The following is a 15,755-nucleotide window of genomic DNA, read 5'->3' on the forward strand; positions in this document are numbered from 1 at the left end:
GCCTACGCTGATACATAGCCGTTGTCGTCGCGTATCGGCGGCGTCGGATCGTCAACGTAACTCTCTATCCGGCCGTCCGGCGATATCCGAAACCAGCCGCTACCCGAGCCCGATCCGGAGCCTGTTGTTGTGACCTGATACAAGACGCCGCGCTTGAGTGGCTTGGGCTTCACCTGACCGATACTCTCCCTAGCGGGCGGCCCTTTCAACGGTGCACCATAATAGACCGGAAAATCATTCTCACACGTGCCGACAGCCCTGAAGTCCCACCAGTAAACACCGCCTCGGGTGACCAGTGCAACATCGTCTCCCGGCTCTGGCTGTGCTTTTGGCCCATCATCGTCAACCGACACCTCAATGCTCCTGATACAGGACGCCCCCCGCGATGAGGTAGAGTCGACGACAAAGGCCAGCCGGCCTTCGATCGCCACCGCCTTCAGCGAATAGCTATAGGAGCAGCTACCCAGCAGAAGCGGGAAAAGGCAGGCGAGAATGCGTGATGCAAATGCAGGCATTGCCGGAATGTCACCAGTTCCCCTTGTTTTTGCAACGCCGTCATCCACCTTTCGCGCACAAACAAAACGGGCCGGTTTGCACCGGCCCGAGGGGAGAGAGCTCTTGAGGAGAGCGGGGGGAGGCTCCGCTCCTCCCCCCGTTTTCGCCATTACAGGCGAATGCCGACGCCGATGCCGAACACCAGCGGATCGAGGTCGATATCGACATTCTGCATGCCGGCCGCAGTGGTATCGATGTGCGCGGTCGTATCCATGTCGATGTACTTCACATCGAGGTTGAGAAAGACCGTCGGCGTGATGTCGATGTCGATGCCGGCCTGCACTGCCCAGCCGAAGCTGTCGTCCATCTTCACCGTCGTCGGGCCGACCGCCGCTTCCAGGCTGTCCGAGGCTTCTTCGTTCCAGAAGATGGTATAGTTGACACCCGCACCGACATAGGGACGGATCGCACCCTTCGGATTGAAGTGATACTGCGCGGTCAGCGTCGGCGGCAGCACCCAGGTCGAAGCCAGCTCGCCCAGCGAGCCGGTCGTTCCGGTAACACCGCTGGCGCTGTGCTTCGTGGTCGAAGCGATCAGCTCGAAGCCGATATTGTCGGTCGCCATATAGGTGAAGTCGATTTCGGGCATGACCGAATTGTCGACCGAGACCCCTTCGCCGGGAAAGGCCGGCATGATGCTGCTCGAATCCTCGTTCGGGGCAACAACGATGCCGCGTACCCGCAGCAGAACGTCGCCGGCCGCAATACCCGTATCCTGCGCCGCAGCCGGCGCGACAAGAACGGTGGCCGCCAACAGCGAAGCCGGAATCAACCCTTTCATTTCACTACTCCGTATTCAAATCGGTGAGCAGCTTTTGAACCGGGAGTGATTCGGCGTCCTTGTTTCTGCTCAAACGCAGGCTTGACCGGCGTCAAAACGCAAAAATATGCGGTTTGATAGGGATGTGGCATGTGGAGCTATCACCCCGAACTGCTGGCGACTCCGGTCCCGCGCTATACGAGCTTTCCGACCGCCGCCGAGTTCGGCGACGCCGTCGGCCCGGCCGACCTTGCAAGCACGCTGGCAGCGGTCGAAGTCGACGCGCCGCTCTCGCTCTATCTGCACATCCCCTATTGCCATGAAATCTGCTGGTATTGCGGGTGCAACACCGGCGCGGCGAACCGTTCGGGCCGGCTTTCCGCCTATGTTCAGCGGCTGACCGAGGAAATCGACCTCGTCGCGCACCATCTGCGCGGAAACGGCAGAGTCGCCCGGATCGCACTGGGCGGCGGCAGCCCCAACGCGCTTTCGCCCGAACAGTTCGAGCTGGTGATGCGCCGCGTGCGCGATGCCTTTGCCTGCAACGACGCGATCGTCTCGATCGAAATCGATCCGCGCGGCTTCGACGCCCCCTGGGCCGAGGCGATGTGGCGCCAGGGCGTCACGCGCGCCAGCCTGGGCGTGCAGACCTTCGCGCCCGACATTCAGGCGGCGATCGGCCGCGTTCAACCGGCAGAACATATCGCGCGCACCGTTTCGCTGTTGCGCGGCGCGGGCATCGATTCGCTCAATTTCGACTTGATGTACGGCCTTCCCGGCCAGTCGGCCGAGATACTGGCGGACAGCATCGATCAGGCAATCGCCCTGCAACCGGACCGGCTGGCGGTGTTCGGCTATGCCCATGTGCCGCACCTGTTGCCGCGCCAGCGCCGGATCGATTCCAGCGCGCTGCCCGATGCATCGGCGCGATTCGATCAGGCGATCCAGGCGCACGGGCAACTGACCGCCGCTGGGTATCAGGCGGTCGGATTCGATCATTTCGCCCTGCCTGGCGACACGCTTGCCACTGCCGCGCGCGAAGGAACGCTGCGCCGCAATTTCCAGGGCTTCACCGAAGATCAGTCGGATATCCTGATCGGCCTCGGCGCGTCGGCGATCAGCGCCTTCCCCGGTGCGCTGCTGCAGAATGAGAAGAATGCCGGGCGCTGGCATCTGCGCGTCGGCAACGGATCGCTGGCGACCGCGCGCGGGTTGCGGCGCAGCGCCACCGACGCACAGCGCGGCCGTGCGATCGAACGGCTGCTGTGCGCCGGCGCGACCGATCTGGCGGGCCTGCCCGATCTTGCCGAGATCCGCGAGCGGTTGGCCCCCTTTGCCGAACGCAATCTGGTGAGCTGGGCCGGCACGCGGTTGACATTGGCGCCCGCATCGCTTCCCTATGCCCGTGCCGTGGCGGCGACGCTCGATCCCTATCGGCACAATAGCGGAGTACGTTTCAGCAGTGCTGTCTGACCAACGCTGGGCAGGGAAAACCGCATTGGCGGCAGCTGCAATGACTGCGCTGCTGCCGCTTCAGCCTGCGCTGGCTTCGGGCGGTGACGCGCTGAGCATCGGCGTTTGCGGAACCAACAGTGCGATCCGCATTCCGCTGAAGAAGGAACGAAAGCGATCGCCGGACTGCCCCGGCGCCTGTCACGCCGCCTGCAGCCGCAGCGACGATCCGGGCGACGAAGCCAGTGACGGCACCGACGGCGATCCGGGAAATCCCTAACTGACTCGTTTCGCCCTGCGCGCAATATCGGGCGCATGGAAACGATCCCGTCCCGCTGCGCCGAGTGCATGATCCGCGATAGCTCGCTCTGCGGAGCGATGCAGGACAATGAGCTCCACGCGCTGAGCAGCATTGCCCGCCGCAAGACCTTTCCCACCGGGCAGGTCGTTGCATGGTCGGGCGATCCCAATTCGGTTTGCGCCAATGTCGTCGCGGGCGCCGTCAAGGTGACGGCCTCGACGCCCGACGGGCGCGAACAGATTGTCGGCCTGCTCTATCCCGGAGATTTCGTCGGCCATCCCTTTGCCGAAGACGCGACTCTAACCGTGACTGCGGTCGGCGAGACCGATCTCTGCCTCTTCCCGCGCGGTCCGTTCGAACGCACGCTTGGCGAGCATCGCACGATGGAGCGCAGGCTGCTCCAGCAGACGATGGAATCGCTGGGCGGCGCGCAGCAGCGCATTCTTTCGCTCGGGCGCAAGAACGCCGCCGAGCGCATCGCCAGCTTCCTGCTCGAAGTGCTCGACCGCACCCGGCCGGACCATGAAGACGGCCCTGCCGAAATCGACCTGCCGATCAGCCGCGGCGAAATGGCCGACTATCTGGGCCTCACCATCGAAACCGTCAGCCGCCAGCTTACCCGGCTGCGAAAAGACGGGGTGATTGCGATGGCGAAAGGCGACCGTTGCTGCACGGTGCTTTCTCGCGAGCGGCTGGAGCTGATAGCCGATCCCGACTGACGCGCTGGCGACAGCGGCGGTCGAGCAGCGATTCCTTGTACGCGATCGCGCGGCGACACCCGTCGAAAAAGCAGCGGAGCATATAGGCTAGGTCGGTCTGGCTGCCGATCGGACGATCGCATACGCGCGCCCACAGCACATCGACCAGATCCTCTGCATGGACCGCATCCATCGTGTGCATACTGCGCAACCTGCGCAACTCGCGCTCGGTTAGCCGCCGGCCCTCGGGCAGTTCGGCGAGCACCCGTTCGGCGCGCGGAAAATGTTCGTCGACGACACGCTCGATCCGCTCGGCCAGGCGGCGCACCTTGGCCGGCGTCGGCAATTGCGGCAGCGCGTCGGCAATGTCCTCGAGATCGTGGCACAAGGCTTCCTGAACCTGGTGGTCGATATCGAGATCGGCCGACGACAGCCGGGGGGTATTTGACGGCGGCATCATGAATCCTCCGGGCGAAATGCCATTGCATCCTGATAGGGTCGCTTGCCGCGACAAGCTTTGACGCGCGTCAAAATCTGCAAAACAGCGAAAGGAAGCCGCCGGACCAGGAGTTCCGGTCCGGCGGCCCGACGACTTCAGGCGGCGTCGACAAGGACGATTTCGCTGTCCTCGATCGCAGTAACGCGCAGCGTTTCGAGTTCCGCTATCGCCGCGCCGTCACGGGCGTTCACGCGCACCGCGCCGCCGGCATCGGCGAGTTCGACCGCACCCGTGGCGGGGACGAGATAGGCCTTGCGCTCGCTGCCCAGCCGATATTCGGCGGTCTCGCCGGCCTTCAGCGTCGCGCCGACGACGCGCGCGTCGGTGCGGATCGGCAGCGCGTCGCCATCGCCGTCATAGCCACTGGCGAGCACGACGAACTGCCCGGCCCGCTCGCCCCTGGGAAAGGGCTTGGCGCCCCAGGCGGGCTCCCCACCCTCGCGCGTCGGGATGATCCAGATCTGGAAGATGCGCGTGACTTCGTCTTCCATGTTATATTCGCTGTGCCGGATGCCGGTGCCCGCGCTCATCACCTGGACGTCGCCCGCCTCGGTGCGACCCGTATTGCCCAGGCTGTCCTGATGTGTGATCGCACCCTGACGGACATAGGTGATGATCTCCATGTCGCGATGCGGATGCGGCGGAAAGCCGGTGTTCGGCTGGATCGTATCGTCGTTCCACACGCGCAGATTGCCCCAATGGACACGCGCGGGATCGTGATAGCCCGCGAAGGAGAAATGATGCTTCGCGTGGAGCCAGCCGTGATTGGCGCCGCCGAGGCTTTCAAAGGTTCGCAGTTCGATCATCCTGGGTCTCCCTTGCGATGCAGGGATGCATCGGTTGGCTACGATCTAGGGCTTGGCCAGCATTCGAAACAGTGAGATAAAGTCATCTGATCTGTTCAAGAAAGTTGAACATTGGAACCCGGCACGCCCACCTATGATCAGTTGCGCACCTTTCTGGCAGTGGTCGAGACGGGCAGTTTCGGCGCGGCCGGGCGCGCGCTAAATCGCGCCGTCTCGGTGATCAGCTACGGCATCGCCAATCTCGAAGCGCAGCTCGGCGTCACGCTGTTCGATCGCGAGGGCAGCCGCACCCCGCGCCTCACCGAAGCGGGCAAGGCCGTCCTCGCCGAGGCACGCAGCGTCGCCGAGGGGATGGACGGACTGCGCGCGCGGGTGAAGGGGCTGCTCGAAGGGCTGGAGGCCGAAGTCAGCATGGCGGTCGACGTGATGCTGCCCAGCGAATGCCTCGGCCGCGTGCTGCGCGAATTTCGCGCCGCCTTCCCCACCGTGACGCTGCGGCTGCATGTCGAGGCGCTCGGCGCGGTCACCGCTTTGGTGCTCGATCGCACCGCCGGGATCGGGATCAGTGGGCCGCTCGCGGTCGGGCATGAGGGCGTGCAGACCGTCGCGGCGGGATCGGTGGCGATGGTGCCGGTCGCCGCGCCCGATCATCCGCTAGCGCGGCTCCACGCCATCCCGCCCGGCGCCGCACGCGAGCATATCCAGCTCGTCCTCACCGATCGCTCCCCGCTGACCGAGGGGCAGGATTTCGCGGTGCTAAGCCCGCGCAGCTGGCGGCTCGCCGATCTCGGCGCGAAGCATGCGCTGCTGCGACAGGGCGTCGGCTGGGGCAACATGCCGCTGCCGATGATCGAGCCCGATCTGATCGACGGATCGCTGGTGCGGCTGGCGATGCCCGAGGAGCCCGCCGGCGCCTATCGCTTCCACGCGATCCACCGCCGCGATTCGCCGCCCGGCCCGGCGGCCTGCTGGCTGCGCGACCAGTTCGTCGCCGCAGGAAAGCACGATCCGATGCGTTAGCGCGTCCCGGAGAATGCTGCGCAGCATTTTCTACCGCCCGCGCCCATCGCCGTAGCGTTAGCCCCGTTTGACGAAGGTCAATTCCCGAAGGCGGCTTCCGAGTCACTAATCAACACCACTGTTGATTAAAACAGACGGGAGAGCCTGATATGCCTTTGACCCCCAGCGATTGCCCGCACGTCACGCGCGAGCAGATCGACGTGCTGCACGCCAGATATCTGGAAGAGCGCGACCGCCGGATCAAGAAGGATCACAACGACCAATATGTCGAAACCAGCGGCAAATGGGCAAAGATATATGAGGAAGACCCGTACAACCCAGTGATCCCGCGCAAGGCGATCACCGGCGAGACCGACGTCGTCATCCTCGGCGCGGGCTACTGCGGCATGATGGTCGCGACCGAGCTGAAAAAGGCCGGTTTCACCGATTTCTACAATGTCGATCACGGCGGCGATTTCGGCGGCACCTGGTATTGGAATCGCTATCCCGGCATCCAGTGCGACAATGACGCGCTCTGCTACATGCCGCTGCTCGAAGAGACCGGCTACATGCCGTCGAAGAAATTCTGCGACGGCTACGAGATCCAGAATCACTGCCGGATCATCGCCGAAACCTTTGACCTCTATCCCCACGCCCTGTTCCACACGCTGATCAAGGAACTGCGCTGGGACCCCGAAATCAATCGCTGGCATGTCGGCACCAATCGCGGCGACGACATCAAGGCGCGGTTCGTGGTGCTGGCGATGGGCCCGCTCAACAAGCCCAAGCTGCCCGGCATTCCCGGCATCGATAGCTTCAAGGGCAAGCTCTTTCACACCGCGCGCTGGGATTATGACTATACCGGGGGCGAATGGCGCAATCCGGTGCTGAGCAAGCTCAAGGACAAGAAGGTCGCGATCGTCGGCACCGGCGCCACCGCAGTGCAGGTCGTCCCCTATCTCGGCAAGTACGCCAAGCAGGTCTATGTCATCCAGCGCACGCCCTCTTCGGTCGATGCGCGCGACAACCGGCCGACCGACCCCGAATGGTATAATTCGCAAAAGCCCGGCTGGCAGGAAGAGCGCATCCGCAACTTCCACCACGCCGCGATGGAGCGACTGGCGCCCGGCGAACCCGACATGATCCAGGACATCTGGACCGAGATCAGCCGCAATGTCGCCGCCGAGCTGGAGGCCGAAGGCTGGCCCGAAACGACTCCCGAGGAATATGCCGCGCGGCGCGAAGTGGTCGATTATCGCGTGATGGAACGGCTGCGCCAGCGCTGCGAGGAAATCGTCGACGATCCCAACACTGCCGAGGCACTCAAGCCCTATTACCGCTTCCTGTGCAAGCGACCCTGCTCGAACGACGATTATTATCCGACCTTCAATCGCCCGAACGTCGAACTGATCGACGTCGCCGCGACACAGGGTGTCGAGCGGATGACCGAGAAGGGCTTCGTCGCCAACGGCAAGGAATATGAAATCGACTGCATGATCTTCGCTTCGGGATACGAAGTGACCAACGATCTCGATCGCCGCTGGGGCATCGACCGGATCGAAGGACGCGACGGCCTGTCGATCTACGACTATTGGCGCGAGGGCTTTCAGACCTTCCAGGGGATGATGGCGCATAATTTCCCCAACATGTTCTTCACCGGCTTCACGCAGGCCGGGGCGAACGCGACCAATTCGAAGACCTTCATCGATCAGGGGCGCCACATCGGCTATATCGCCAGCGAAGCGCTCAAGCGCGGCGCAGTGACGGTCGAGCCGACGCAGGAAGCGCAGGACGCCTATATCCGGCACCTGCGCTCGGTGGCGGTCGACAACTCGGAATTCGTCAACGAATGCACGCCGAGCTACTTCAACAACGAAGGCGACCAGACCAAGAAGCGCTTCATCTTCGGCGAACCGTGGGGCGAAGGCTATTACGCCTTCGAGGACATGATCGCCGCCTGGCGCAACGAAGGCGAACTCGCCGGTCTCGAACTCACCAGCGACCCCCAATTGCAGGCCGCCGAATAAGCGTGCGGGCGCGGCGCGGCGTGCCAGACGCCGGTCGCGCCTTCCCGCTTGGCGAAGGAGGATGCCATGAACGAAGTCAAAGCTTTCCCGACGCTCTCGGAAACCCAGTCCGAAGCCGTCGTCATTCCCGTCGAAGCCTATGTCTCGCCCGAATATGCCCGCGCCGAGCGCGACAAATTGTGGCGCAAGACCTGGCTGCAGGCCGGCCGGCTGGAGGATATCCCGAATGTCGGCGATTACATCACCTACGACATTCTGGACGACAGCGTGCTGATCGTCCGCACCACGCCCGACGAAGTGAAGGCCTATCGCAATGTCTGCACCCATCGCGGGCGGCGGCTGGTCGACACGCCCGAGGGCATGCGCAACGCGCGCGGCAACGCACGCAAGTTCGTCTGCGGCTTCCATGCCTGGACCTTCGATATCGACGGCAGCGCCAGCGGCATCCGCCACAAGGAGGATTGGGGCGTCGGCCTCTGCTCCGAAGTGACGCGGCTGGGCGAAGTCAATCTCGACACCTGGGCGGGCTTCCTGTGGATCAATCTCGACAAGGATGCCGAGCCGCTGCGCGACTATCTCGAGCCTGCCGCGTCCGCACTCGAGCCGTTCCAGCTCCAGAATATGCGTCCGCGCTGGCGCTGCTGGACCAAGTTCAACTGCAACTGGAAAGTCGCGCTCGAAGCGTTCAACGAAACCTATCACGTCGCGGGGACGCATCCCGAATTCAACGCGTTCGGCGATTTCACCGGCTGGGGCCGCCAGCAGGGCCGGCACAGCCATATCGGCTATGACGCGCCCAAGGGGCTCGAGGCGAACAAGGCCAAGCTGCGCCTTGGCGCGGGCGATCCGCGCATTTCGACGGCGCAGATGCAGAAATATACCTGGGAAGGCGTCAACACCAACACGACGCAGACTTTGGTCGATGTCGCCCAGACCCTGCCCGATGTGCTGCCCGAAGGGACGCCCGCGGCCGAAGTGTCCAAATACTGGCTCGACACCGCGCGCAAGATCGACGCCGATCGCGGCGTCTTCTGGCCCGAAGTCGATGCCGAAACGGCCGGCAAGAGCGGCACTGCGTGGCAGATCTTCCCCAATCAGCAGATCGGCCACGCGGTCAACAACATGCTCTGCTATCAGGCGCGCCCGTGCGGATACGACCCCGACCAATGCTATTTCGAAGTCGCGGTCTATGAGCTCTATCCCGAAGGCGAAGCGCCCGAGACCGAATGGGCCTATGCCGATCCGTCCGATTTCCCGCATGTTCTGAAACAGGATTTCAGCAACATGGCCGCCGTGCAGCAGGGGATGAAGATGGACGGCTATCGCGGCAACATTCCCAATCCCAAGTCCGAAGGCGCGGTGATCAGCCTGCACCGCAATCTCGCCAATTACATGGGCACCGGCTTCCCGGTCGCGCTGGAAGAACCGAAATGAACGGCCCCGTCGGCAAGGCGGTCTCGGACGATTTGTCCGAGGCCGTCACCTACCCGGTCGATGCGTTCATCAGCCGCGAATATGCGCAGGCCGAGCCCGAACGGCTCTGGTCGAAAGTGTGGCAGCAGGCCGGGCGGGTCGAGGAGCTCAAACAGGTCGGCGACTATATCACCTATAATATCTGCCACGATTCGATCCTGATCGTGCGCGATACGCCGGAGACCCTGCGCGCCTTCCACAATGTCTGTCCGCATCGCGGGCGGCGGCTCGTCGGCAATAACACCGGCGGCGGGCCGAAGACGGTGGCGCAGGATACCGGCGCGCACAGCGCGAAGGGCAATCGCCTGCGCTTCAGCTGCAACTATCACGCCTGGACCTTCGATCTGGACGGCAGCGCCGAACATATCCCCGATGCCGAGGATTGGGGCGGCATGCTCGACCATGTCTGCACCAGCCTGACGCCGGTGCAGGTCGATACCTGGGGCGGCTGGATCTGGATCAACATGGATATGGAGGCGGGGCCGCTGCGCGAATGGCTCGAGCCTGCCGCCAGCCTGCTCGATCCGTTCCAGTTCGAGGCGATGCGCTATCGCTTCCGCCAATGGGGCATTTTCGACTGCAACTGGAAAGTCGCGCTCGAGGCCTTTCTCGAAGCCTATCATGTCCAGGGGACGCATCCCCAGCTGATGAAATATGGCGACTTCTATTCGTTCAGCCGCGTCATCGGGATGCACAGCCAGACCGGGTTCGACAGCAAGGAAAAGCGCGAGGCTTCGGCTGCCGCGACCAGCGTCCATCGTGCCGCGGGCGAGGACGATCCGCGCTACACCATCGCGAAGATGCAGGCCGAATTCTGGGAAACCATCGGCGGCAGCACCACCGAAACGCTGGTGAAGGCGGCACAGCGGCTGCCGGAGGAACTGCCCGAAGGCACGCCCGCCGCCGAGGTGCATCGCCACTGGCTCGAATCCGCCCGCCGCGACGATGCCGCGCGCGGCGTCGACTGGCCTGAAATCAGCGACAGGGAAATGGCGGCGGCCGGACTCGCGGTCGCGCTCTTCCCGAACATGAACCTGATCCCCGGGCCGACCTTCTCGCTATATTATCGCGTCCGCCCGTACGGTACCGATCCTGACAAATGCATCTTCGAAGCCGTCGCGCTCGATCGCTTTCCCGAAGGGGAAGAACCCGAGACCGAATGGACCTATGCCGAACAAGATCTGTCGCAATGGCCGCACGTCATCGCGCAGGACATTTCGAACATGGTCGAAGTGCAGCGCGGCTATAAGTCGCAGGGGTTCAAGGGCAACTTGCCCAATCCCTGGCAGGAACGGAAAGTCACCAATCTCCACCGCAATCTCGCCCGTTATATGGACGCCGGGGCGCCGACGCCGATCCCGGGACCAAGTGACGCTACGGAACACTCCCGATTGAGCGAAATCAAAGAGGGTGCGCAAAATGCTGAGCATAGTTAGCATCTGAGTCGGGAATGGGCCGGCTCAAATGGAGAGGAGCCACCCATGACCGTCACCACGCGGACCCGCCTGAAGGCCGAGCCGATCAAGGAAAAGATCGGCAGCCGCATATCGAATACCAAGGAAGAATTGCTCTCGGGCGATCTGACCGACGAAATCAACGAACTGCTCGAAGCGCGCGGCGTACTGGTTTTCAAGAAGATCGGTTTCACCGACGAGGAACAGATCCAGTTCACCAATCTGCTCGGCGGCAACGCCACCGAGATCGGCGTCAAGGGCGGCGCGGTCTTTTCCATCTCGCTCGACGAGAAGGAAAACGACAAGAGCACGATCGAATATCTCAAGGGCTCGCTGTTCTGGCATATCGACGGTTCGATGAACCCGGTGCCGATCCGCGGATCGGTGCTGTCGTCGAAAGTGCTGCCCACCTGGGGCGGCAACACCGAATTCGCCAATTGCTACGCCGCGTACGACGATCTGCCCGAGGAGAAGAAGGCCGAGATCGACGATCTGCGCGTCAAGCACAGCATGTGGGTCTCACAGCTCTATCACTGCCCCGAACCGACGCTCGCGCAGCTTGAGGACTGGCAAGAAAAGGGTTCGGCCGAACTACCGCTCGTCTGGCACCATAAATCGGGCCACAAGTCGCTCGTTCTGGGCAACACCGCGCACAAGGTTCTGGGCAAGAGCGACGAGGAAAGCGCGCGCATCCTGCACGGCCTGCGGGAACACGCGACCAGCGAACCCTACACTTACGCCCATGAGTGGGAAGTCGGCGACGCGGTGATGTGGGACAATACCGGCACGCTGCACCGCGCCCGCCCCTACGATCCCGATTGCGGGCGTCTTCTCCGCCGTACGATCCTGCTGGGCGACGAGCCCTTTTCCTGATCGCGGCTGACTGGAGAGGAACAAGATCATGGCTGATTACGACGCAAAGGAAGCGCTGGCCGCCGTCAACCCGTTCGCGGTTCGCGATCCCGCGATGGTGCCCGCTTCGCGCTATTACGATCCCGCCTTCTACGCGCTCGAGAACGAGCATCTCTGGCCGCATGTCTGGCAAATGGCGTGCCGGCTCGAGCAGATCCCCAATGTCGGCGACTGGGTGGAATATACCAATGTCGGCAAATCGGTGATCGTCGTCCGCACCAAGAGCGGTGTGAAGGCCTATCACAATCATTGCCGCCATCGCGGCGTGCCGCTGACCGAAGGCGGTCACGGCAATTGCAAGACCAAGGGCTTTATCTGCCCGTTCCACGGCTGGCGCTGGAACATGGATGGCGAAAACACCTTCGTCTATGGTCGCCAGCTGTTCGAGGAGGACAAGCTCGACCCCGCCGAACTCGCGCTGCGCGAAGTGCGCGTCGAAACCTGGGGCGGCTGCGCCTTCATCAATCACGACAAGGATGCGCCTTCGTTCCGCGAGAGCATGGGCGATGTTCTGCCCGCGCTCGAAGCGCGCGGCATGGACAAGCTGCGCGTCGAATGGTGGTTCGCTACCGAGCTGCCCGCCAACTGGAAGATCGCGATGGAAGCCTTCATGGAAGGCTATCACGTGATGAAGACGCACCCGCAGCTCCAGCACGCCCAGCCGAGCCTGTATAATGCGCGCTACGGCAACGATACCGGCGGGCTGGGTCCGCTGATCAATCCCAATCTCGATACCAAAGGCAATATCGCCGAGGCCATCGAGACGATGGAATTGCTCAACGAAGGCATGTCGGGCCTGGTCCACGCCAAGGAAGTGGCGATCGCCAAGCAGTTCGCCGATGTCGATCTGCCCGAGGACCCCCAGCAGGGCGTGATGGCCTGGTACGGCATGGTAATGACCGCCATCACCGAGCAGCTTCGCGCCAAGGGCGAGGATGTTCCCGATGTCGCCAAGGTGATGGTCGAGCATCCGGTGGAAGCGGTGACCTACCTCTTCCCCAATTATTTCCTGCTCACCTATTTCACCTCGATGGCGTCGTATCGCATCCGCCCGACCGGGCCGGAGACGTGCCGCTTCGAAATCTGGTCGCTGACGCAATATCCCGAAGGCGAGGAGCCCGAGGTTCCGCAGGAGCCGACCGTGCTGCCCTATGACAGCCAGGATTTCCCGATGATCCCGCGTCAGGATTATTCGAACATCCCGCTGCAGCAGAAAGGCCTGCACTCGACCGGCTTCGATTTCATGCGGCTGGCCAAGAGCGTCGAGGGGCTGATCTCCAACTATCAGCGCCTGATCGACGGATACATCGCCGGCGCCGAGCCGGAGAAGCTCGCCGCCGCCACCCGCAAGCTGGGTGGCAATTTCGACGGCAAGATATTCGATCTCGACCTTTAACCCCCGCTGTTCCTGGAGAGGAATTGAACATGCAAAAGAATGACATGATCGTGATCAGCACCGACGATCACATTTGCGAACCGCCGACCCTGTTCGACAACCAGCTTTCGGGCGAACTGCTCGAAAGCGCGCCCAAGCTGCGCGTCGATCCGCGCGGCAAGAATTACTGGGAATATCAGGGCAATATCCGCCCGTCAGTCGGCCTCAACGCCGTCGTCGGCCGTCCGTTCGAGGAATATGGCATGGAGCCGACGTCGCTCGACCAGCTGCGCGACGGCTGCTGGAGCGTCGATGCGCGCATCGACGACATGGACGTCAACGGCATTGCCGCCTCGATGTGCTTCGGCAATTCGATCGGCTTCGACGGGCAGACCTTTCACAAGGCGCCCGACAAGAAGCTCGCGCTGCGCCACATGCAGGCCTATAACGACTGGCATTACGACGAATGGTGCATGGCCTATCCGGGCCGCTTCATCCCGCTCGGCATCCTGCCGACCTGGGACGCGCAAGCCGCCGTCGACGAAGTCCATCGCCTTGCGAAAAAGGGCTTTCACTGCGTCTCGATGAACGAGAACCCGACGGTGCAGGGCCTGCCGAGCATCCACAATCCCTATTGGGACCCGATCTACAAGGCGATCGTCGAGAACGACATGACGATCGCGCTGCACATCGGCTCCGGCAACCCGGCGCCGCACGCGTCGGAGGAAACCCCGATCGAGGCATGGATCTCCACCATGCCGCTCTCGGTCGCGCAGGGCGTGTCGGACTGGCTGCAGCTCGAGGAACTGCACCAATATCCCGACATGCGGATCATCGTCTCCGAAGGCTCGATCGGCTGGGTGCCGTATCTGATGGAACGCGCCGACTTCTCCAACTGGCGCCACAAGGCGTGGACCAAGTCGCGCTTCCAGGACATCAAGCCGAGCGAGCTGATGAAGCGCCACTTCGCGCATTGCTTCCTCTGGGACCCCTATGGCCTCAAGAACCTGAGCGAGATCGGCGAGGATAATGTCACCTATGAAGTCGATTATCCGCATTCGGACGCGCTGTGGCCCGACGCCGCCGAACTGCTCTGGGAGCAGGTCAAGGGTCTCACCGACGAGCAGATCGACAAGGTGACGCACCTCAACGCGATCAAGTGGCTGCGCCACGACGCGATGTTCGAGCACAACAAGCGCGAGGACCTGACCGTCGGCGCCTGCCATGCCCGCGCCAAGGCCAAGGGCGTCGACACCGCGCCGAAATCCTCGGGCGGCGCCGTGCCGATGACCGAGGATCGTCCGGTCACGTCGGGTGACGTGATGCAGATGTTCCGCGACCATGCGGAACGCCGCGCCAAGGAGATGGCGGAGGCCTGAGGCCTCCGCCACCGGATTGCAGGAGATTCCGATGAACGGATTTTCTTTCGACGCGATCGCTGCCGATTACCATTGGCAGCTTTCGCTGATCACCTTGGTGTCGATCTTCGTGGTGAATTTCATCGCCAAGAAGATCGCGGTAGCGCTGGTGCCGACGCTGCGCGAGGCGCGGGCCGCCAATCATGAAGCCTATGCGACGAAGATGCAGAAGGCCTCCTATGCGGCCAACCAGAAATGGAACCGCAAATGGGGCGTCGTCTTCTTCGCGGTGATCTTCGGGCTGATCATTCCCTTCTGCGTCACTGTCGAAGCACAGCCCTGGTGGCGCTATCTGGTCGACATGTTCGTCATCCTGATGGTGTACGACTTCTTCTACTATCTCGCCCATCGATTCCTCTTCCACGATGAAGGCTTTTTCGGCGGGCCGCTGCTGTGGGTGCATGCCGTGCATCACCGCCAGCACAATCCCTGCCGCGGCGATTCGAGCTTCATCCATCCGATCGAAGTGGCGCTCGGTCTGTCTCTCTATGTCGGCACGGTGTTCCTGCTGTCGCGCTTCATGGGCGACTTCCATGTCGTGACGATCGTGATCACCTGGATCGCCTTTTCGGAGATCAATCTGCACAATCACGATCTGTGGACCGCGGACAAATTCCCGTTCCGCTATGCGAACACGATGGCGAAGATGCATCACAACCATCATGCCCGCTTCACCGGGGGCAATTTCGCCACGATATCGCTGTTCTACGACTGGCTGTTCGGCACGCTCGACTATGGCGACAAGCCGCGCAAGGCCGGCAGCGTGAAACGCCGCCGCAAGGCGCAGGTCAGTCCTCAGAACGGCGCTTCCTGATCACGCTCGACATTCGTGCGACGGAAAAGAAGAGGCGGGACCTTAAGGTTCCGCCTCTTCCGCGTCCGCTTGCCCCGGCCCACGCCCTGACAGCCGCATCCATGCCGGGAAGCGGATACGCCAAATGTCGTTTCCACCCGGTCGGAAAGCGCTCACTCGTCCATCAGCATCAACCAGTCGACCCGCTCGCCACCCATGGGTAGCGAATGCCT

At 62.8% G+C, this 15,755-nt stretch carries 15 protein-coding genes; 12 read left to right on the forward strand and 3 right to left on the reverse strand.

What is annotated here, in order from left to right; genetic code table 11:
* Positions 1-2: 2 nt before the first annotated feature.
* Positions 3-515, reverse strand: a complete 513-nt coding sequence (locus tag G5C33_RS18310) for a hypothetical protein (RefSeq protein ID WP_206518592.1) — start codon at positions 513-515, stop codon at positions 3-5.
* A gap of 149 nt (positions 516-664) precedes the next feature.
* Positions 665-1,336, reverse strand: a complete 672-nt coding sequence (locus G5C33_RS18315; RefSeq protein ID WP_165328465.1) for an OmpW/AlkL family protein — start codon at positions 1,334-1,336, stop codon at positions 665-667.
* Positions 1,337-1,465: 129 nt separating this feature from the next.
* On the opposite strand from G5C33_RS18315, the gene hemN reads away from it, so the two are divergent.
* The 4 genes from hemN to G5C33_RS18335 all read left to right on the forward strand — a co-directional run bounded on the left by hemN (position 1,466) and on the right by G5C33_RS18335 (position 4,214).
* The gene (gene hemN / locus G5C33_RS18320; RefSeq protein ID WP_165328466.1) at positions 1,466-2,788 is read left to right on the forward strand and encodes an oxygen-independent coproporphyrinogen III oxidase; all 1,323 of its coding nucleotides are present in this window, start codon (positions 1,466-1,468) and stop codon (positions 2,786-2,788) included.
* A 25-nt stretch (positions 2,789-2,813) separates the two neighbouring features.
* Positions 2,814-3,047, forward strand: coding sequence for a hypothetical protein (locus tag G5C33_RS18325; protein ID WP_165328467.1), 234 nt, complete (start codon positions 2,814-2,816; stop codon positions 3,045-3,047).
* A gap of 68 nt (positions 3,048-3,115) precedes the next feature.
* Entirely contained in the window at positions 3,116-3,787 is a 672-nt protein-coding gene (locus G5C33_RS18330; protein ID WP_165328468.1) for a Crp/Fnr family transcriptional regulator, read from the forward strand.
* Positions 3,788-4,049: 262 nt separating this feature from the next.
* A complete protein-coding gene (locus tag G5C33_RS18335) occupies positions 4,050-4,214 on the forward strand; it encodes a hypothetical protein (protein WP_165328469.1) in 165 nt (54 codons plus the stop codon).
* A 146-nt stretch (positions 4,215-4,360) separates the two neighbouring features.
* Here G5C33_RS18335 and G5C33_RS18340 read toward each other — a convergent pair whose 3' ends face one another.
* The gene (locus tag G5C33_RS18340; RefSeq protein WP_165328470.1) at positions 4,361-5,071 is read right to left on the reverse strand and encodes a pirin family protein; all 711 of its coding nucleotides are present in this window, start codon (positions 5,069-5,071) and stop codon (positions 4,361-4,363) included.
* Positions 5,072-5,182: 111 nt separating this feature from the next.
* On the opposite strand from G5C33_RS18340, the gene G5C33_RS18345 reads away from it, so the two are divergent.
* The 8 genes from G5C33_RS18345 to G5C33_RS18380 all read left to right on the forward strand — a co-directional run bounded on the left by G5C33_RS18345 (position 5,183) and on the right by G5C33_RS18380 (position 15,543).
* Complete coding sequence (locus G5C33_RS18345) at positions 5,183-6,091, forward strand: LysR family transcriptional regulator (RefSeq protein WP_165328471.1); 909 nt, start codon at positions 5,183-5,185, stop codon at positions 6,089-6,091.
* Positions 6,092-6,240: 149 nt separating this feature from the next.
* Positions 6,241-8,097, forward strand: a complete 1,857-nt coding sequence (locus tag G5C33_RS18350) for a flavin-containing monooxygenase (protein WP_165328472.1) — start codon at positions 6,241-6,243, stop codon at positions 8,095-8,097.
* Positions 8,098-8,163: 66 nt separating this feature from the next.
* Positions 8,164-9,531, forward strand: coding sequence for an aromatic ring-hydroxylating oxygenase subunit alpha (locus G5C33_RS18355; protein ID WP_165328473.1), 1,368 nt, complete (start codon positions 8,164-8,166; stop codon positions 9,529-9,531).
* On the forward strand, positions 9,528-11,006 hold the full coding sequence (locus G5C33_RS18360; RefSeq protein WP_165328474.1) for an aromatic ring-hydroxylating oxygenase subunit alpha: 1,479 nt from the start codon (positions 9,528-9,530) through the stop codon (positions 11,004-11,006). The genes G5C33_RS18355 and G5C33_RS18360 overlap by 4 nt, the downstream gene beginning before the upstream one ends.
* Before the next feature lie 45 nt (positions 11,007-11,051).
* Positions 11,052-11,897: a TauD/TfdA dioxygenase family protein gene (locus G5C33_RS18365; RefSeq protein WP_165328475.1), complete on the forward strand. Its 846-nt coding sequence runs from the start codon at positions 11,052-11,054 to the stop codon at positions 11,895-11,897.
* Positions 11,898-11,925: 28 nt separating this feature from the next.
* A complete protein-coding gene (locus G5C33_RS18370; RefSeq protein ID WP_165328476.1) occupies positions 11,926-13,332 on the forward strand; it encodes an aromatic ring-hydroxylating oxygenase subunit alpha in 1,407 nt (468 codons plus the stop codon).
* Positions 13,333-13,361: 29 nt separating this feature from the next.
* The gene (locus G5C33_RS18375) at positions 13,362-14,690 is read left to right on the forward strand and encodes an amidohydrolase family protein (protein ID WP_165328477.1); all 1,329 of its coding nucleotides are present in this window, start codon (positions 13,362-13,364) and stop codon (positions 14,688-14,690) included.
* Between the two features lie 31 nt (positions 14,691-14,721).
* A complete protein-coding gene (locus G5C33_RS18380) occupies positions 14,722-15,543 on the forward strand; it encodes a sterol desaturase family protein (protein WP_165328478.1) in 822 nt (273 codons plus the stop codon).
* Positions 15,544-15,755 lie beyond the last annotated feature (212 nt).

Origin of the sequence: Sphingosinithalassobacter tenebrarum (assembly GCF_011057975.1) — a bacterium.
Taxonomy (GTDB): Bacteria; Pseudomonadota; Alphaproteobacteria; order Sphingomonadales; family Sphingomonadaceae; genus Sphingomonas; species Sphingomonas tenebrarum.